This window comes from Aeromonas sp. L_1B5_3, assembly GCF_963866575.1.
Taxonomy (GTDB): domain Bacteria; phylum Pseudomonadota; class Gammaproteobacteria; order Enterobacterales; family Aeromonadaceae; genus Aeromonas; species Aeromonas jandaei.
In genome coordinates this window covers 1-17082 of record NZ_CAWMDN010000164.1, presented here as the reverse complement: position 1 = coordinate 17082, position 17082 = coordinate 1, and the positions used below count along the sequence as shown (strand labels likewise).

The window sequence follows — 17082 nt, the reverse complement described above, 5'->3', positions numbered from 1 at the left end:
ATGGAAGCGCGCCGTGACGCACAAGAGCGGGCCAATCACCGGGGTGATGATTGGTAGGCTGCAGAAAACGAGAGGGGTTGGCAGATGCCAACCCCTTTTTCATTCCGCCGGTTCAGCCCGGTTGGCGCAGATGACCGAGCCGGGTGAAGAAGTGCTGGCTCTTGCGCTGGTGAAAGTGGCTCTTCTTGATGGGATGGAAGATGAGGTCGCTTTCGGGATGGCTCGCCTTTAGCTGATGGAGCATCGCCACGGCGGGCAGGCTGGTGCTGACCAGAGTGGTGAGCGGCATGCTGATGGTCTCGGGGCCGAGCAGTTGATTCAGCCCTTGCCGGGCCTGCTCGAAACGGGTCAGGGCCGCCGGGTCGGCATAGCCGCTCCCCAGCATGGTGAGCAGGTTGTCGAGGGCCAGATGAAATTCGGCCAACTGCTGGCGAAAGCCGCTGCGCCCGCGCAGGGCGATAAGCTCGGCGAAAGAGATCTCGCCGAGGTGAGTGGGTACTTGCAACGGGATCTCGAGGTGGAAGCAATCCTGACCGCCGCGATTGTGGTAGCGGGATTCGAGCAGATGGAGCAGGCGGTCCAGATAGTCGTGATCGGTAATGAGCGCCCCGTCATTGGCGAGTGCCCACTCACGGGCGAGACGCATGGAGAGCAGATTGGCAAAGCGCCGTGCCATTCTGATCCCCCCCTGATCCCGACTGGCAAAACCATGGTTGAGGCAAAAGCCGTGCAGCCGCTCCAGCCCCGCCTGATCCGGGCAGAAGCAGTCGTGGTTGGCCCCCTGACGCCAGCGGGTGACCAGCTCCTTGTTGCCAAACACCTTGTGACGGACAAAATCGGGAGCAAGCAAACCGCTTAACTGGCTTTCGAGTTGCGGAGTGATGGCGGCAAAGAAGGCGGCATCGGGTCGCTCGGCCAGCAGATCGGTCTCCTGCTCGAGGGTTTGCTGCAGGACGGTGAGACCGCTCTTTTCGCTGACGGTGAAGACAAAGGCGAGCCGCTCCAGATAGAGCAGAGCAAACTTGAGCCAGAGCTCGTCACGTACCTCCATACCGGGGTAGTAGATATAGGTCTTCATCGTATCGGTCTGTCGCCAGAAGTGGTGCCGGGGTGCAGGGTCGGGAATATACGCAAGATTGGCGCTGCACGGCAAACACTGCGTGGGGGAATGTGAGCAAACGCTCATCCAGTAGGCGCTGGCCACAAAGTTCTGATATAATTCGCGCCCTTAAATCAAGGTCACCCGAGTCATTACCATGAAGTTCATTATCAAGCTGTTCCCGGAAATCACCATCAAGAGCAAGTCGGTTCGCCAGCGCTTTATCAAGATCCTGCAGGGCAATATCCGCAACGTCCTGCGCCGCTTCGACGACGATGCCCGCGTACGGATGGATTGGGACAAGCTGATCGTGAGCTCCCGCAATGACCAGTTTCGTGAGCAGGCCATCGAAGCTTTGGCCTGTATTCCCGGCATTCAGGCCTTCCTCGAGGTTCAGGCAAGCAAGTTCACCGATCTGCACGACATCTTCGAGCAGGTGAAAGCCGTGTGGGGCGACCAGCTCAAGGGCAAAACCTTCTGCGTGCGCGCCAAGCGCCACGGCAAGCACGAGTTCTCATCTCTCGAGATTGAGCGCTACGTGGGCGGTGGTTTGAACCAGCACTGCGAAAGCAACGGCGTGCGCCTCAAAAACCCGGATGTGAAGATCAACCTCGAGATTGACGGCGAAGAGCTCTTCATCGTCAGCGCCATCCATCAGGGCCTGAGCGGCATGCCCATCGCCACTCAGGAAGATGTGCTGAGCCTCATCTCCGGCGGTTTTGACTCCGGTGTGGCGTCGTTCCAGTTCATCAAGCGCGGCTGCCGGGTGCACTACTGCTTCTTCAATCTGGGCGGCGCAGCTCACGAAATCGGCGTCAAGCAGGTAGCCTATCACCTGTGGAACCGCTTCGGTTCCTCCCATCGGGTGCGTTTTACCGCAGTGGACTTCGAGCCGGTGGTCGCAGAGATCCTCGAGAAGATCGATAATGGTCAGATGGGGGTGGTGCTCAAGCGGATGATGATGCGTGCCGCCGCCAAGGTGGCTGACGAGTTCCAGATCCCGGCGCTGGTGACCGGCGAGTGTGTGGGCCAGGTTTCCAGCCAGACCCTCACCAACCTGAACGTCATCGACCGGGTGACCGACAAGGTGATCCTGCGCCCGCTCATCACCTGGGACAAGCCGGACATCATCAGTGAAGCCCGCCGCATCGGCACTCTGGAGTTTGCCGAGACCATGCCGGAGTATTGCGGTGTCATCTCCAAGAAGCCGACCGTGAAGGCCGATCTGGCGCGCATTGAAGAGGAAGAGGGCAACTTCGACTTCGCCATTCTGGACAAGGTGGTGGCCGAGGCCCGTTACCTCGACATTCGTCGCATTGGTGAAGAGACCGCCGCCGAGGTGCAGGAAGTGGAGACTACCGCCGAGAGCGGTGACAACGAGGTGATCCTCGATATCCGCTCCATGGACGAGCACGACGAGAAGCCATTGCTGGTGGAAGGACGTGAGGTCATGCATATCCCCTTCTTCAAGCTGGCTACCGCCTTTGGCGATCTACCCAAAGAGAAGACCTACCTGCTCTACTGTGATCGCGGTGTGATGAGCAAGCTGCAGGCGCTTTACCTGAAAGAGAAAGGCTTTGCCAACGTCAAAGTTTACCGTCCGTAATTTGACGCTCAATCACCCATAAAAAATCCGGCCAATGTGCCGGATTTTTTATTTCACCAGTTTTGTCATGCCTGTCAGGGGCAGGGGACCGGGGTGAAGGAGTCCTGTCCCTGACAGCGCCAACCCATTTCGGCTTCCCGCATCTGCCAGAGATTGTTGCTGCGATAGAGGGTCAGGATATAGAGCATGTCACTGTTTGCGCCATCCAGTGCGACAGAGAGCACCAGATCGTTATCCAGCTGCTGGGCGTGGATACGACTGGTCATGTCGCCATGGCCGACAAAACGTCGCGCCACTTCGCGATAGTCATTGACCCAGCCTTGCTGCTCGTTGCTGGCCTCACGTATTACCTGATTGAACTGTTGTACGGGCGCCGAGGCCAATCGTCCAAATACTGCCTGTGCCTCGGCATGAAGTGCCGTCACGCTGGTGAGAAAGAGCGTGGCGAACATTCCGATCTTTTGCATGAGAAGTTCCGGCTAACAACAACTGTGTTGTATGACAACAGAAAAGCGCTTTTGGTTCAACGCGAAGCCCCGCACACTGTGCGGGGCTTCCCTCAATTGCTGCGCTGTAGCGAGAAGGTGGGCAGGGAGAGATGCCAATAGATGGCGGCAACCCGCAGGCCAAATACGGCGCTCATGCAGATAAGCATGGCGGTGACCCGATCCATATCGGCCTCCAGTGCCAGCGTGTAGAGAATGCCGCCGAGGATACAGGCGGTGGCATAGATCTCTTTTTGCAGCACCATGGGCACTTCCCGGGCCAGTACATCGCGGATCATGCCACCAGCCACCCCGGTCATGGTGCCCATCAACACGGCGATTAGTCCCGAAGTACCAAAGTTGAGGGCTTTCTGGGCGCCGATCACCGTAAAGAGGGCGAGCCCAAAGGCATCCGCTACCGGCAAGACATACCAGGGCATGCGTCGCGGCAGTTTGACCATCCACATACCAATGAGTGCCGTTGCAATGACCACCCAGATGTAGAGAGGGTCACGAACCCAAAACACAGGGGTAGCCCCCAAGATCATATCGCGAATGGTACCGCCACCGATGGCTGTTACTGCCGCCAAAACCATGACGCCAAATCCGTCCATCCTGAGCCGGCCCGCCACCAGAACCCCTGAAAACGCGAATACCGCAGTACCAAACATGTCGCTGATGTAAACAAGCTGCTCAACCACTGTCTGCATGGAAACAACTCACGTCAAATTGTTGATGGGGCGGCGATTTTAGGGGCTGGCGGCGTCAACCGCCAAGATGCAGCGGGCAAAATTGCGAGTCTGCCCCGATTTTTTTCCTCTTCCTGGAACCGTCGGTGTCGTATGAGCAGCTTGCGATGCAGCGAGGGCGCATTGATACAGGCCTTCCCATCTTCACTGAAGTGGCGATTTTTTTCTTAAGTTAATCGATGACATGCCGATAAATAGGGTAAGCGGCGTTAATGCGATGAAGCGTTGAAAAAAATGCTAAAGACATCGAAAAACGGGCCGTTAAATAAGACGCATCGGGCACGAAACATAATAAAGCTCGAGCAAATAGAAGAGTAAATTTAATAGCTTAGGAGAATAGTCATGGGCCTTTTTATCAACACTAACGTTTCATCACTCAACGCTCAGCGTAACATGATGAATGCGACCAAATCACTGGATACTTCCTATACTCGTCTGGCTTCCGGCCTGCGCATCAACAGCGCAAAAGATGATGCGGCGGGTCTGCAAATATCCAACCGCCTGACCTCCCAGATCAACGGTCTGGATCAAGGTAACCGCAACGCCAACGATGGCATCTCCTTGGCACAAACTGCCGAAGGGGCAATGGATGAAGTGACCGGAATGCTGCAGCGCATGCGTACCCTGTCCCAGCAATCAGCCAACGGCTCCAACTCTGCCAAGGATCGTGATGCCTTGCAGAAAGAGGTGGATCAGCTGGGGGCAGAGATCAACCGTATCTCGACCTCGACCACCTTTGCCGGTACCAAACTGCTGGATGGCTCTTTCGGCGGAACTTTCCAGGTCGGTGCCGATGCCAACCAGACCATCAGCTTTAGCCTGTCGCAAGCAGATGGCTTTAGTATCTCGGGGATCGCAGCCGCCGCGAATACATCAATCACTACAGCTACTGGTGCAACCGTGCTGCTGTCAGCCATCTTTGTCGGTGGTAGCGCTGGCGGGATCAGTATCAGCAGTCAGAGTAATGCACAAAACGTGCTTGCTGCCACAGACGCCATGCTCGCAATAGTAGATGGTAAGCGAGCCGAGCTCGGTGCAGTACAAAACCGTATGGACTCAACCATTCGCAACCAGGCTAATATTTCGGAAAACGTCAGTGCAGCTCGTTCACGTATCCGTGATGCTGACTTCGCGATCGAAACTGCCAATATGACTAAGCAGAATATCCTGCAGCAGGCAGCTTCCAGTATCCTGTCACAGGCCAACCAGAGACCTCAGTCAGCACTGCAACTGCTGCAAGGCTAACAAAAGAAAACAGGGCGGTTGTTCAGGCCGCCCTGGTCAAGAGATGGAACAAAGGGGTGTTCGGGTTCGCACTCTGTTCTATCGGGAGAGATATAATTCTCTACTAGTAATGCCAAGTGTTGTCCAGCTGTTCAGTTCTGTCACGCTTGGTCATATTCTCCTGAGCATATGCTCATTTTTAGGCCGGTTCTCCGGCCATTTTTTATTGTGTCGCCAAATTGGCGTCACTCCTCCCAATATCTGCATACATCATGCCAAAATTATATTTCCTCAGGCTCATCTATGGACATGGCTGGAAGGCTCCCCCATAGAGGGTGGGGCGATTGAGTATGTTACCCCTCACCGGAGAAGGCTTGCCGCTAACGGCAACAATTTTCCTAAAGCTTGGCTAAATTCTGCCGCTAAAAAGATGACGCAATCGAGGGGTGTTCGGAATCCAACGTTTGCATAGCTGCGGGTAGCCTGTCCGTTCAAACAGATACCCGCCAGAAGAGAAAGGTCTGTTCAACCTTCTCTTCTACGGTGGGCCGTCATGCAGTAATGGTGACGAAACCCGCAGTCGCATGTTCTTCGGGAGAATTTATTATGGCCATGTACATTAACACCAACACGTCATCACTGAACGCCCAGCGTAATTTGATGAATACCACCAAGTCTCTGGATACCTCGTACACCCGTCTAGCATCCGGTTTGCGCATCAACAGCGCAAAAGATGATGCGGCGGGTTTGCAGATTTCCAACCGTCTGACCTCCCAGATTAACGGTCTGGATCAGGGTAACCGTAACGCCAACGATGGTATCTCTCTGTCACAAACGGCAGAAGGCGCTATGGACGAAGTGACCGGTATGCTCCAGCGCATGCGTACCTTGGCTCAACAATCCGCCAACGGTTCCAACTCAGCCAAAGATCGCGAAGCGCTGCAAAAAGAAGTAGATCAACTTGGTTCGGAGATTAACCGTATCTCCACAGATACCAGCTTTGCTGGTACCAAACTGCTGAATGGTTCTTTTGCTGGCAGTTTTCAGGTTGGTGCCGATGCTAACCAGACTATCGGGTTCAGCCTGACCCAAGCTGATGGCTTTAGCATTTCGGGAATCTCAGCTGCAGCTAACACCTCTATCACTACTGCTACAGGTGCAACGGTGTTGCTGTCAGCGATCTTTGTTGGCGGCAGTGCTGGGGGGATCAGCATCAGTAGCCAGAGTAATGCTCAAAACGTGCTTGCCGCAACCGATGCAATGCTAGCTGTGGTAGATAGCAAGCGAGCCGAGCTTGGTGCGGTGCAAAACCGTCTGGATTCCACTATTCGCAACCAGGCCAACATCTCGGAAAACGTCAGTGCAGCCCGCTCTCGTATCCGTGATGCGGACTTTGCAACCGAGACTGCCAACATGACCAAGCAGAACATCCTGCAGCAGGCTGCGTCCAGCGTCTTGGCTCAGGCCAACCAGCGCCCGCAATCTGCATTGTCACTGTTGGGATAACAATGCCAGAGCTTCATCAAGTATGAGAAAGCGGCCTCTTTAGGCCGCTTTTTTGTTTTTTATCTTCTATACATTCCGAATCAGGACACATTTTCAGCCCCCTCTTTTGCCCAAGCGCACTTCATTTCGCAGAAATGAGGGCTACAAGCGCACTGGCGTCAAAGTTTTGGCTACTCACTTTAGACGATGTTTCATTCTTAACGTTTGAAATCAGATGCGTCAGATTATCTGCCGTTGTGCACATTATTTTTCTAAAGGTTGCATCTTTACTGCCGTTAAAGAGGATGAGGCAATCGAGGGGTGTTCGGAATCCAACGTTTGCATAGCTGCGGGTAGCCTGTCCGTTCAAACAGATACCCGCCAGAAGAGAGAGACTCGTTCAACCTCCTCTTCTACGGTGGGCCGTTGTCAGCTTTGGCAGCGCAACCCGCAGTCGCATGTTCTTCGGGAGAATTTATTATGGCCATGTTCATTAACACCAACACGTCATCACTGAACGCTCAGCGTAATTTGATGAATACCACCAAATCTCTGGATACCTCGTATACGCGTCTGGCATCCGGTCTGCGCATCAACAGCGCAAAAGATGATGCTGCGGGTTTGCAGATTTCCAACCGTCTGACCTCCCAGATCAACGGTCTGGATCAGGGTAACCGTAACGCCAACGACGGTATCTCTCTGGCACAAACGGCAGAAGGGGCGATGGATGAAGTGACCGGTATGCTGCAGCGCATGCGTACCTTGGCGCAACAGTCTGCCAACGGCTCAAACTCAGCCAAGGATCGTGAAGCGCTGCAAAAAGAGGTTGATCAGCTGGGTGCTGAAATCAACCGGATTTCCAAAGATACCAGCTTTGCTGGCACCAAATTACTTGATGGGACTTTTTCTGGCAGCTTCCAGGTCGGTGCTGATGCCAACCAGACCATCAGTTTCAGTTTGACCCAAGCAAACGGTTTCAGTATTTCTGGTATTGCTGCTGCGGCAAACACAACAGTGGATGTTGGTACTGTTATAGGTACAGCTATCAACGTGACAGCTATCTTTGTCGCAGGTAGTTCTATCAGCATCAGTACCCAAAATGGTGCACAGCAAGTGTTAGCAGCTGCTGATGCTATGCTCGGAGTCGTCGATAGCAAGCGAGCCGAGCTCGGTGCAGTGCAAAACCGCTTGGATTCTACCATTCGTAACCAGGCCAATATCTCGGAAAACGTCAGTGCTGCACGCTCTCGTATCCGTGATGCGGACTTCGCAACCGAAACAGCCAACATGACCAAGCAGAATATTCTGCAGCAGGCTGCATCCAGTGTCTTGGCTCAGGCTAACCAGAGACCGCAGTCTGCTCTTTCCCTGCTCGGGTAATGAGTGGACCAGGCTGACTAAGATGGGAGAGATAAGATGGCAACCGAAATAGGCAATCTGTCATCTGCCAATGGCGCTTCCTTACAGCTAAGTGACAAGAGCGGCCAAGTGGCCGCTCAACTGCTTTCTGGCACGGTAGAGGATACCGGGGCCGTGCAGCAGAAAAGTCAGGGGCAGCCAAAGGAGACTGAGCTTCAACAGGTGCAGAGCCAGGCAGATGTTGAAAAACAGGTACAAAACTTGCAGGAATTTGGCAAATTGCAAGGGTGGACCGTTAATTTCAGCATGGAGCAGGAGTCTGGCCAGATGGTAATAAAGGTAATGGACTCTGATACCCGCTCGGTGATCCGCCAGATCCCTACAGAAGAGTTGATTGCTATCCACAAGCGGATCCAGGCGTTGCAACAAGGTGAAGCAGGGGCGAACCCCAAACGCGGACTGTTGTTTGATAGCGAGATTTGAATCGAATTGATGAGGAGAAGATAACATGGCCATTACTTCTGCCGGGGCGGGCTCTCAGTTGGATCTCGAGAGCGTTATTGCCTCTAGCGTGGCTGCCAAGAAGGCTCAACTACAGAAGCCCATAGTCACCAAGCAAAACAGCACCCAGATCAGCATATCAGGTATAGGCCAGTTGAAGTCATCTCTCACCGCATTCACCGATATTCTCGATACCTTGAGCAAACCCGGCGCTTTCAACAAGCGAGCCGTTACCATCACCCAGGATAAAGATAATCCGGTGATGAAGGTGGAGAGTAAAAGTGGTGGCTCCAATGGCCAGTACAACATTACCGTCAATAAATTGGCTACTACTAGCCGTGTTGAAGGTGAGTTTGCCAGTTCGACCACCCCACTTGTGACTCAAGACGGTCAATTAACTTTTAAAGCTGGTACCAAGGAGTTCAAAGTTGATGTCAAAGCAGGGGATACTCTGCAAGACATTCGTAAAAGTATCAATAGTAATGGCGATAACTTCGGTCTTAGTGCAAATATCGTCAATACGGCAGATGGTAAGGCAAAATTTGTTATTGACTCCGGTATATCTGGAGATGGCAAAGATTTGGTGATCACTGGCAATAATTCTGAGCTGGATATCTTTGCTACAGGTGCGGCAGGTTCGGTGATGAGCCAGAAGCAAGCTGCTAGTAGTGCTGAGATTACTGTTGATGGTAATACACTTAAAAGTGATACCAATGTATTTGACGACTCTATTCAGGATTTGAAATTAACGGTTTTGCGTGTATCCGATAAAGAAAGTGATGGCACGACTCTGAAATCCAACAAAGTTGCAATAACAACGGATAAAACTGCTATTCAGGATATGGTAAAGCAGTTTATTGATGGTTATAACGCACTGCAAGATAAAATGGATGCGCTGGGCAAGCGCAATAGTATCGTTGGCGGAGTTAGACAAGATGATGGTGGCGCGCTTGCTGGTGATGCGAGCACACGCACCATTAGCAGTTTTATGGCTAATACCGTAACAAATAAAGCAGGTACCAGTACAACTTATTCAACCATCTTCGAAGTGGGTATTAAGATGGACAATAAAGGTAAGTTGTCTCTGGATAAAACCAAATTTGATGAGGCTGTGGATAAAAACTTTGACCAGGTTGTTGGTCTTTTTGGTGGCGAAAAGGGTATTGCTGCAACCTTGAATACGGGTTTAAAAGAGTATTCCAAGTCTGGCGGTATGTTGGATCAACGTACAGATGTTTTAAATGCTGATCTGCGTAGCTTGAACCAAAAACAAGCTACATCCAATGCCCAACTGGTAAAATATGAAGCATCACTACGTGCTCAATATGGCAGCTTGGATGCGTTGCTGGCGAAAATGAATCACTCTGCGGCTGCGCTGCAATCATTACAAATTAATAACAATAAATAAATTCATATTACGAGGAGCAGGCGATGTACCAGCGTAATTTAAAAGCATATAAGGCAACCAGTGTCGCTGCTGACTTGGCTGTTGCCGATCCTCATCGTGTGATTCAACTCATGATGCAAGGTGTACTTGAACGTTTGGCTCAAGCCAAAGGTGCAATTGAGCGTCGAGATATGGAAGCGAAATCTACCGCTGTATCGAAAGCTCAGGGGTTATTACATGGTTTGCAGGATGCACTTGATATGAGTCAAGGGGCTATTGCTGAAGATCTATATAGCCTCTACTCCTATATGGATGAGCGAATTTGGGACGCGAGCCTTGCATTGGATGCAGCCCCGATTGAAGAGGTTATGGCTTTGATGGTAACTATAAAATCTGGCTGGGATCAGTTACCCGATTCTGCTAAACAACAGGGCTATCAGATGAGACAGCAACTGGGTGAGTTGTAATGACCACTTTAGCCTCTTTGCAACAAGCTCTCACAGAAAATTACGAGCAACTTCAATATCTATTAGCCAGAAAAAGCTATGATGATGCTCTGGTCTGTATGGATTATCGAATTTCTTTGATTGATCGTTTGCTGTATCTCGTTGAACGTGAACCTTCACTGAAGCAAGATGCCAATTTATTGGCTACGTTACTTTTTCGACAAGAAGAAAGCATGAAAAAAGTGGCATCTGATCACCATCAACTCATTTTCAATGAGTTATCTGCTATTGGGTTGGCGAGTAAAGCAAAGCAAATTTATAATAGTGTGAGTAGCAAGGAGTTCTGATGTCGGAAAATATTGATGATATTTTGAAAAAAGCCGAAGGTGTTGCTTTACGACTAAAAGAACGTGCAGAGCAAGAGGCTGCCATGTCGGTTGCTTTGCCACTTCGATTCTCACAGAATATTGCTGCATTTCGTAAATATATCCCCCATATTGCAGACATGTATGAGTCATATCAACCAATCCGACCATTTCGTTTTTTTTGTAATGAAAATGGCCAACCAAACATGGCCTGGATTGATGATGATGTCGCGGTATATGGTGATGAACCGTATCTTATCTGCGAGACATTAGTTAAAGAGTTCATGGATAAAGGGGGTTTATCCAAGTTCTCATTTAGTCAAGAAGCCAACCCACTCGGATTTATGCACGTTGAGTATCTTAATAAACTCAATGCTTATCTAGATGATATTTCCATTCGAGAAGAGCCATTAAGCAAAGTGCCAACTGAAGTTCCTACCGCACTGGTGTTTGGGGTTGGTTTGGGGTATCACCTTGGTTATCTTTATGAACAATGCAAAATTGGCACTCTATTTCTTTTTGAACCAGATCTAGATCTTTTTTATGCATCTCTTTTCTGTTTCGATTGGGCACCTCTGCTTGATTATTTACATAAAGAGAACCTCGGTCTACATATCCTATTAGGCCAGGATGAAGATACTATTTTTAATGATTTTGCATCGGCTATTCATAGCCGAGGTTCTTTTCTTATCGCTAATGCCTTTATCATGTGGGGCTACCAAAATGATAAAATCAAAAGTTTAATTGAGAGAATCCAGCGTGAGTATTATCTGCTGGTGATGGGATGGGGTTTTTTTGATGATAATCTGATAGCTCTTTCTCATACAGTTGATAATATTGAACGAACTGTTCCATTCCTTATACAGGATAATAAGATACCATCTGAATACAATCGAACTCCAATTTTTGTTATTGCTAATGGTCCATCTTTGGATGCCTCTCTTCCTGTTATTGAAAACAATAAAGAAAAAGCAATTTTAATTTCTTGTGGCAGCGCGATTTCTGCATTGCATAAAGTAGGTATAAAGCCAGACATTCATGTTGAGACAGAACGAACTAAGATTGTTTATGACTTCTTGGTTAATATGAATGACCCATATTATCTTAGAGATATACTTTTCCTAAGTACAGATGTTATCCATCCCTATTGTTCTACGCTGTTTGAAAAATCAGTATTAATGTTTAAGCGCAGTGAGCCTGGTGTTCTCCTCTATAATGTAAATTTCCCACATTTGCAAAAATACGCGGCCTTGGGGGGGGTGAATCCTTTAGTTGGCAATATTGGAGTCACTGCGCCAATTCATCTTGGTTTTAAAAACATCTATTTATTTGGCCTTGATAACGGTTATAAAAACAAAGGGCATCATCACTCGAAATTTAGTGCGTATTACAATAGTGATAAAGGCGCTGAGGTACTTGGAGAGTTGATGTATGGAGATAGTCAGTGGCAGCATGAAGGTAACTTTGGTGGTGTCGTAATAAGCAATGCCATGTTTAATACATCCCGAAGAGTGATTGAACAAGTATTAGCTGCGAATGAACATGTTCAGTGTTTTAACTGCAGCGATGGGGCTAAAATTGCAAAAGCAAGACCATTTCCTGATAGTGAAATCAGTTTTTCACAAGTCATAGATAAAGCTGAGCTGATTCACCAAATTACGCAACTATCAGCCCCAATCCCTTTGTCAAAAGAAGACTTCAAACCATATCTGGATGTTGAGTTTTTTGATATTTTAATCGATAAGATGATGGGTGAGTGGCAACATAAGTTCTCATCTAGAAATGAAATCAATCAGTTGATGTTGCGCAATATGGGCTATCTCTCGCAGATTGCAGTAACTCGACAAAAACATATATCTCAGATCATGATTGGTTCAATGAACTATGTGTTTACTCTATTGAGTTCCATTCTTTACTCCTTTGAGGGAGAGGAGAAAACAATAGAGCTGATGAGGCCAGCGATCTGCTTATGGTTAGATTTTTTAGCAAAAGCAAAAGAGATGTATCCAAGATCTTTCGATAGTGTTGATATGATTGATAATGAAATCATGTCCTTTTTTAGAAAGGAATGATGTTTTTAGTGTAGTGCATAAGGTATTATTACTCATAATGGGAGGTAAAAAAACCTCCCATTACTATTAGCAATATTTTTTGGAGTATGGATTTTTCGCATCAAGAAGCTGTGAGTCTTTTTTTAATAGCTGAACAGACACCAATGCATCTGGCTCCAGCTCATTGGTGCCATCATGATGTGTGACATGCTCATATATTCGACAATAACTTGGATGCCAACTGAACATACTACTGTAATTCATTTTATAGCTGAAAAGGTTAGCATGATGTTGGTAGTCATTTCGATAGTGCCCTGCCGGAGGGCAAAAATCCAAAATAGCCATTACACCTTTATCTTTTAGTAATCTGTCGCTATTGGCCGCAATCTTGAAAAGATCCTGTGGATCACATAGATATAAACAAAAACCGAAAATAATAAGATCGACAGGTTCAATATCAGGTAAACCATCTGCAGTTCCAACGCTTAGATTTAATGCCGGATAGCTCAGAGTACCATCCTCAATAGCTGTTTGTGATGGATCTATTCCATAGCAGGTGGCGCCATAATGGTTAGCCAGTTGTGCCAATCGCCAGCCATTTGCGCAGCCAATTTCAAGGATTCGTTTGGGTTGGTAGTCGATATTTTGTAGTGCTATGAATATTTGGTCATTATTCAGAGACTTTTGGTTGATGCAGAGTTTATTCCTCTCATACCATGCATCTGCTTCTTCTTTCATGAATACATTTTTTTGTTTCATATAACATATCCTGTAATATGAGAGTTATAACTTATTGCTTTTAGCTTTTATAAAAAATCATCTATATGAACGGCCTTCCCACGAATAATATCATGGCGAGTTTTTCTGCCCAATATTTGTGGTAGTGATTCTGGTGGCAACCCATAGCCAGGCCGGATCCTTCGGATGTGTTCCTGCTTTATTGTTGTACCCGCAGGAATGTCGGCAACAAAATATAAAGAACGACGAAATCTCAGGTTTGCCTGTTCAGCTTGGTTACCACCACTTTCTCCGGATCCCACCGCTTGCCAGCAGAGCTTTGTCTGGCTACAGAGTTCTTTCAGTTCATGTGGTTCAATGGAGAACTCGGCATCTGGGCCGCCATCAGCGCGAGCCAAGGTCAGGTGTTTCTCGATGGCCACAGCGCCCAATGCTATTGCCAGCTGAGCTGCGGTATTCCCCAGCGTGTGATCAGATAGACCAACAGGTACTGAAAATGTTTCTGCCAAGCGGGTAATACGCTTGAGATTGATATCGGCAAGAGGGGTTGGGTAGCCACTGACACAATGAAGTAGCAGGATCTGTGGGCAGCCATTTTCACGCAAAATGGTCAGGGCCTTGGCAATTTCAATTTCATTCGACATGCCAGAAGAGATAATGACCGGCTTTCCTTGCTGAGCTATGTAGCTGAGAAGGGGAAGGTCGGTAATTTCGAATGAGGCAATTTTGTATGCAGGGGTATCCAGCTCCTCCAAAAAATCAACAGCACTCTCATCGAATGGAGTGGAGAAAATAGTCAATCCGCGTGATTTGGCTCGTTCAAAGAGAGGTCGGTGCCATTCCCACGGGGTATGTGCCAGGGTGTAGAGCTCGTAAAGTGTATAGCCATTCCATAATCCACCCTCGATGTGAAAATCGGGCAGATCACAGTTGAGTGTCATAGTGTCGGCTGTATAGGTCTGAAGTTTGATTGCATCAGCACCAGCATCAGCTGCAGCATCTACCAATGCTAATGCTCTGCCTAGATCCCCGTTATGATTACCAGATAATTCGGCAATAATGTAAGGTGGGGAATTCTGATCAATCAGACGGCCATTAATAGAGAAAGGAATCATAGGTAAATACTCACGTGGTCTATTTATACTTGTTAATTTATCTTTTTTTTAAGAAAAATTCCATAATTGCAATAGAAATAGAAGATATATTTTGTCTTTCCATTGCAATATAATCAATAATTATGTTCCTAGGGATAAAAATAATTGATTCATACTCAAAAGAGCGGACTGTTGTAAAGCAGTGATTAATCGTCTCTTGGTTTACATCACTATACATATAAATACCAATATCTAGCACAGATGCTTCATGGTCAATAACATAGCAAAAAGGAGTTATTGTGCGAAGCATATCTTGGTTTATCCCCATTTCTTCATATAGCTCAGTCAGCAATTGTTGCTTGAAATCATATGTATTTATGTCGTTTGTTATGGACGCATCTAACCCACCACTTGGTACTAACTCCCAGAGTTCTGCATCTTGGGTTGTGAATTTGGCTCGTTTTCCAAAAACAAAACCATCTTTGCATTCCAGAATGCCAGAAACTGCAATGGGCATTATTTGAATCTTTTCAAGAAGCTCCGGATGGCTTTTTTTTGAAAAGAAAGATTTGTAATCATCGATGACTGATGTAATTTTGTTTGATGAGTCTGATATGCAAGAGAGTATACTTCCATCGAAAAGGCGACTGTTTTTTCTTTGCGCTTCACACCAAATTTTATCGACTATAGTAAGCAGTGCATCATCATGTTTAGCTCGATCTCTTTCTATGAGAAGCACTGCGTTATCTGAAAGCTCATGCACGCTTAGCATATTATATCTTCCCTTAAAGTGGAATGTTATGCTATCTTAACAGATAGTATGTATGGAGGTAAACTTATGAAAGATAAGTTTGATTTGATTCAGATTCATGAGCATTGGAAAAATTGGGCTATTACCTATGGCACCGAGCTCCGGGCTACCACTAAAACGGGAACAGCAAAACTAATCGAGTTGGCTGAATTAAAAAAAACCATTTCATCTTTGAAAGAGTCGCTCCCAATTAACTCGAGAATTTTGGAGATCGGTTGTGGCAATGGTTACAATATTTTTTCGTTGCATGAAGTCTTTCCTGATTATAGATACCAGGGGATAGATTTTATTGAAGAAATGATTATGTCGGCGGAGAAACTTAGGAAAAGCAAACTAATCGATAATGAATCAATTTGCTTTGATGTGGGTAATGTTCTCAATTTGGAATGTCCGGTTGAGCAATACGACTTAATTTTTACTGTTCGATGCTTGATAAACATAAATACAGATTCGCTGCAAATGAAAGCCATTGCCAATATAGCAGAAAAAATAAAATCAGGTGGGTATTTTTTGATGCTTGAAAATTCTATAGGCTCTTACTCGAGACAAAATCATTTGCGAACACTTGTTGGTCTTGAGGAGAGAGAACCAGCGGAATTTAATCACTTTATGAATGAAAAGCTGGTTCATGATGAATTAAAATCGTTGGGTTTCGTTGAAATTAAAAACAGCTGTTTCTCAACATTGCATGATGTCGTTCTTTATGTTCTTCTGCCAATGATTAATGGTGGCAAAGTCGACTATGAAAACCCCATGGTTGAAGCTGCTGCAAAATTATCATGTGCTCTAACAGAAGATAACTATGAAATGTTAGGAGATTATGGCCAAAATAGATTGTATCTATATAAAAAACAATAATGTTTGGTCAAGGTAAATATATGAAAGGGATTTTTTTTGACTTTGATGGAACATTGGTTCAAAGTTTGGAATCAATGTTTCATGTTTATTCTTTATTCTTGTCTCGAAGGGGAGAACTGGCGTCTAAAATTGAATTTGAAAAGTTAAATGGCCCTCCTTTAATCGAGATCGTTCGTTGTCTAAAGGAGTGGCTCAATTTACCTGAAAGCAATCAATCATTGCTTGCTGAGTATAATGATTTGATAGATGAATCATATCTTAATTCTCCCCCTAGTGTAGGGGCGATAAAGTTGATTCATGAGGCGGTGAAGCATTCGTATCGTTTAGTTATAGTGACATCGAATAAGAGAAGTAGAGTTGAGGCATGGTTAGCTCTGAATGGCTTGAAGGACACCTTCTATTTAATTATCGATGGTGAAGATGTTCGTAATGGGAAGCCTCATCCTGAACCATATCTGCTTGCACTGGAAAAATCTCGGCTATGTGCTGGCAATGTTATTGCGGTGGAGGATTCTATCCCAGGTGCTACATCTGCTCTCCAAGCAGGTCTAGTTACTTATTTACTTACAGAGACTCCAGATATTCCACAAGAAAAGAATGACTTTAAATGCATTCGTTCTCTATCAGATTTGACAACTTTATTATTTAGTGGCAAGTAATTGTGGTTTTGAGTGGTAGATATATTTAGGAATAAATGGATTATTTCAATGTAATTATTGAAGTCTGTTATGTAATATATACAAGTTAACTAAATAGTGTGTACAGATCTAGTTATCACCTGACACCGGCATCAAACCGGTGTCTTGTTTACGCTACTTTAGTGC

Annotated in this window: 17 protein-coding genes; 11 read left to right on the top strand and 6 right to left on the bottom strand. The window is 46.9% G+C overall.

All coding sequences use genetic code 11. The annotated features are described in order from the left end of the window. Nucleotides 1-112 precede the first annotated feature (112 nt). A complete protein-coding gene (locus AACR93_RS21775; protein WP_043851943.1) occupies nucleotides 113-1078 on the bottom strand; it encodes a hypothetical protein in 966 nt (321 codons plus the stop codon). A gap of 178 nt (nucleotides 1079-1256) precedes the next feature. On the opposite strand from AACR93_RS21775, the gene thiI reads away from it, so the two are divergent. Then, nucleotides 1257-2705 carry a tRNA uracil 4-sulfurtransferase ThiI gene (thiI, locus tag AACR93_RS21770; protein ID WP_043851942.1) on the top strand — a complete coding sequence of 483 codons (1449 nt, stop codon included), beginning with the start codon at nucleotides 1257-1259 and terminating at the stop codon, nucleotides 2703-2705. A gap of 74 nt (nucleotides 2706-2779) precedes the next feature. Here the strand turns inward: thiI and AACR93_RS21765 are convergent, their stop codons facing one another. Then, entirely contained in the window at nucleotides 2780-3172 is a 393-nt protein-coding gene (locus AACR93_RS21765) for a hypothetical protein (protein WP_043851941.1), read from the bottom strand. Between the two features lie 92 nt (nucleotides 3173-3264). After that, nucleotides 3265-3900, bottom strand: coding sequence for a trimeric intracellular cation channel family protein (locus AACR93_RS21760; RefSeq protein ID WP_041209925.1), 636 nt, complete (start codon nucleotides 3898-3900; stop codon nucleotides 3265-3267). Between the two features lie 381 nt (nucleotides 3901-4281). On the opposite strand from AACR93_RS21760, the gene AACR93_RS21755 reads away from it, so the two are divergent. The 8 genes from AACR93_RS21755 to AACR93_RS21720 all read left to right on the top strand — a co-directional run bounded on the left by AACR93_RS21755 (nucleotide 4282) and on the right by AACR93_RS21720 (nucleotide 12778). After that, nucleotides 4282-5184, top strand: coding sequence for a flagellin N-terminal helical domain-containing protein (locus tag AACR93_RS21755; protein WP_041209926.1), 903 nt, complete (start codon nucleotides 4282-4284; stop codon nucleotides 5182-5184). 585 nt (nucleotides 5185-5769) lie between these two features. Further along, entirely contained in the window at nucleotides 5770-6669 is a 900-nt protein-coding gene (locus AACR93_RS21750) for a flagellin N-terminal helical domain-containing protein (RefSeq protein ID WP_043851940.1), read from the top strand. Nucleotides 6670-7128: 459 nt separating this feature from the next. Then, the gene (locus AACR93_RS21745) at nucleotides 7129-8028 is read left to right on the top strand and encodes a flagellin N-terminal helical domain-containing protein (protein WP_043851939.1); all 900 of its coding nucleotides are present in this window, start codon (nucleotides 7129-7131) and stop codon (nucleotides 8026-8028) included. A gap of 36 nt (nucleotides 8029-8064) precedes the next feature. Further along, nucleotides 8065-8490 (top strand): flagellar protein FlaG, encoded by a 426-nt coding sequence (locus AACR93_RS21740; protein WP_043851938.1) that lies wholly within the window; start codon nucleotides 8065-8067, stop codon nucleotides 8488-8490. A 25-nt stretch (nucleotides 8491-8515) separates the two neighbouring features. Next, nucleotides 8516-9916, top strand: coding sequence for a flagellar filament capping protein FliD (fliD, locus tag AACR93_RS21735; RefSeq protein WP_043851937.1), 1401 nt, complete (start codon nucleotides 8516-8518; stop codon nucleotides 9914-9916). Nucleotides 9917-9939: 23 nt separating this feature from the next. Beyond that, complete coding sequence (fliS, locus tag AACR93_RS21730) at nucleotides 9940-10362, top strand: flagellar export chaperone FliS (protein ID WP_041209323.1); 423 nt, start codon at nucleotides 9940-9942, stop codon at nucleotides 10360-10362. Continuing rightward, nucleotides 10362-10688: a hypothetical protein gene (locus tag AACR93_RS21725; RefSeq protein ID WP_041209324.1), complete on the top strand. Its 327-nt coding sequence runs from the start codon at nucleotides 10362-10364 to the stop codon at nucleotides 10686-10688. Before fliS ends, AACR93_RS21725 begins: the two co-directional genes overlap by 1 nt. Further along, nucleotides 10688-12778, top strand: coding sequence for a motility associated factor glycosyltransferase family protein (locus AACR93_RS21720; protein ID WP_043851936.1), 2091 nt, complete (start codon nucleotides 10688-10690; stop codon nucleotides 12776-12778). Before AACR93_RS21725 ends, AACR93_RS21720 begins: the two co-directional genes overlap by 1 nt. 66 nt (nucleotides 12779-12844) lie before the next feature. On the opposite strand, the gene AACR93_RS21715 is transcribed toward AACR93_RS21720, so the two are convergent. The 3 genes from AACR93_RS21715 to AACR93_RS21705 are packed head-to-tail and all read right to left on the bottom strand — an operon-like array spanning nucleotide 12845 to nucleotide 15361. Continuing rightward, a complete protein-coding gene (locus tag AACR93_RS21715) occupies nucleotides 12845-13516 on the bottom strand; it encodes a class I SAM-dependent methyltransferase (RefSeq protein WP_082044174.1) in 672 nt (223 codons plus the stop codon). A 47-nt stretch (nucleotides 13517-13563) separates the two neighbouring features. Then, nucleotides 13564-14610 carry a pseudaminic acid synthase gene (gene pseI / locus AACR93_RS21710; protein ID WP_043851935.1) on the bottom strand — a complete coding sequence of 349 codons (1047 nt, stop codon included), beginning with the start codon at nucleotides 14608-14610 and terminating at the stop codon, nucleotides 13564-13566. Between the two features lie 37 nt (nucleotides 14611-14647). Next, the gene (locus AACR93_RS21705) at nucleotides 14648-15361 is read right to left on the bottom strand and encodes a hypothetical protein (protein WP_043851934.1); all 714 of its coding nucleotides are present in this window, start codon (nucleotides 15359-15361) and stop codon (nucleotides 14648-14650) included. 66 nt (nucleotides 15362-15427) lie between these two features. Between AACR93_RS21705 and AACR93_RS21700 the strand changes: the two genes are divergently transcribed. Together AACR93_RS21700 and AACR93_RS21695 are read left to right on the top strand one after the other, a co-directional pair. Beyond that, nucleotides 15428-16258, top strand: coding sequence for a class I SAM-dependent methyltransferase (locus tag AACR93_RS21700; protein ID WP_052497106.1), 831 nt, complete (start codon nucleotides 15428-15430; stop codon nucleotides 16256-16258). 20 nt (nucleotides 16259-16278) lie between these two features. Next, nucleotides 16279-16917: an HAD family hydrolase gene (locus AACR93_RS21695; RefSeq protein ID WP_197077980.1), complete on the top strand. Its 639-nt coding sequence runs from the start codon at nucleotides 16279-16281 to the stop codon at nucleotides 16915-16917. Nucleotides 16918-17082 lie beyond the last annotated feature (165 nt).

What these genes read in the sequence shown, in the direction of transcription:
- AACR93_RS21740 (WP_043851938.1), top strand. Translation starts at nt 8,065, where the DNA reads ATGGCAACCGAAATAGGCAATCTGTCATCTGCCAATGGCGCTTCCTTA.
- AACR93_RS21700 (WP_052497106.1), top strand. Translation starts at nt 15,428, where the DNA reads ATGAAAGATAAGTTTGATTTGATTCAGATTCATGAGCATTGGAAAAAT.
- AACR93_RS21760 (WP_041209925.1), bottom strand. Translation starts at nt 3,900, where the DNA reads ATGCAGACAGTGGTTGAGCAGCTTGTTTACATCAGCGACATGTTTGGT.
- pseI (WP_043851935.1), bottom strand. Translation starts at nt 14,610, where the DNA reads ATGATTCCTTTCTCTATTAATGGCCGTCTGATTGATCAGAATTCCCCA.
- AACR93_RS21695 (WP_197077980.1), top strand. Translation starts at nt 16,279, where the DNA reads ATGAAAGGGATTTTTTTTGACTTTGATGGAACATTGGTTCAAAGTTTG.
- AACR93_RS21745 (WP_043851939.1), top strand. Translation starts at nt 7,129, where the DNA reads ATGGCCATGTTCATTAACACCAACACGTCATCACTGAACGCTCAGCGT.
- AACR93_RS21755 (WP_041209926.1), top strand. Translation starts at nt 4,282, where the DNA reads ATGGGCCTTTTTATCAACACTAACGTTTCATCACTCAACGCTCAGCGT.
- fliS (WP_041209323.1), top strand. Translation starts at nt 9,940, where the DNA reads ATGTACCAGCGTAATTTAAAAGCATATAAGGCAACCAGTGTCGCTGCT.
- AACR93_RS21715 (WP_082044174.1), bottom strand. Translation starts at nt 13,516, where the DNA reads ATGAAACAAAAAAATGTATTCATGAAAGAAGAAGCAGATGCATGGTAT.
- fliD (WP_043851937.1), top strand. Translation starts at nt 8,516, where the DNA reads ATGGCCATTACTTCTGCCGGGGCGGGCTCTCAGTTGGATCTCGAGAGC.
- AACR93_RS21725 (WP_041209324.1), top strand. Translation starts at nt 10,362, where the DNA reads ATGACCACTTTAGCCTCTTTGCAACAAGCTCTCACAGAAAATTACGAG.
- AACR93_RS21720 (WP_043851936.1), top strand. Translation starts at nt 10,688, where the DNA reads ATGTCGGAAAATATTGATGATATTTTGAAAAAAGCCGAAGGTGTTGCT.
- AACR93_RS21705 (WP_043851934.1), bottom strand. Translation starts at nt 15,361, where the DNA reads ATGCTAAGCGTGCATGAGCTTTCAGATAACGCAGTGCTTCTCATAGAA.
- AACR93_RS21765 (WP_043851941.1), bottom strand. Translation starts at nt 3,172, where the DNA reads ATGCAAAAGATCGGAATGTTCGCCACGCTCTTTCTCACCAGCGTGACG.
- AACR93_RS21750 (WP_043851940.1), top strand. Translation starts at nt 5,770, where the DNA reads ATGGCCATGTACATTAACACCAACACGTCATCACTGAACGCCCAGCGT.
- thiI (WP_043851942.1), top strand. Translation starts at nt 1,257, where the DNA reads ATGAAGTTCATTATCAAGCTGTTCCCGGAAATCACCATCAAGAGCAAG.
- AACR93_RS21775 (WP_043851943.1), bottom strand. Translation starts at nt 1,078, where the DNA reads ATGAAGACCTATATCTACTACCCCGGTATGGAGGTACGTGACGAGCTC.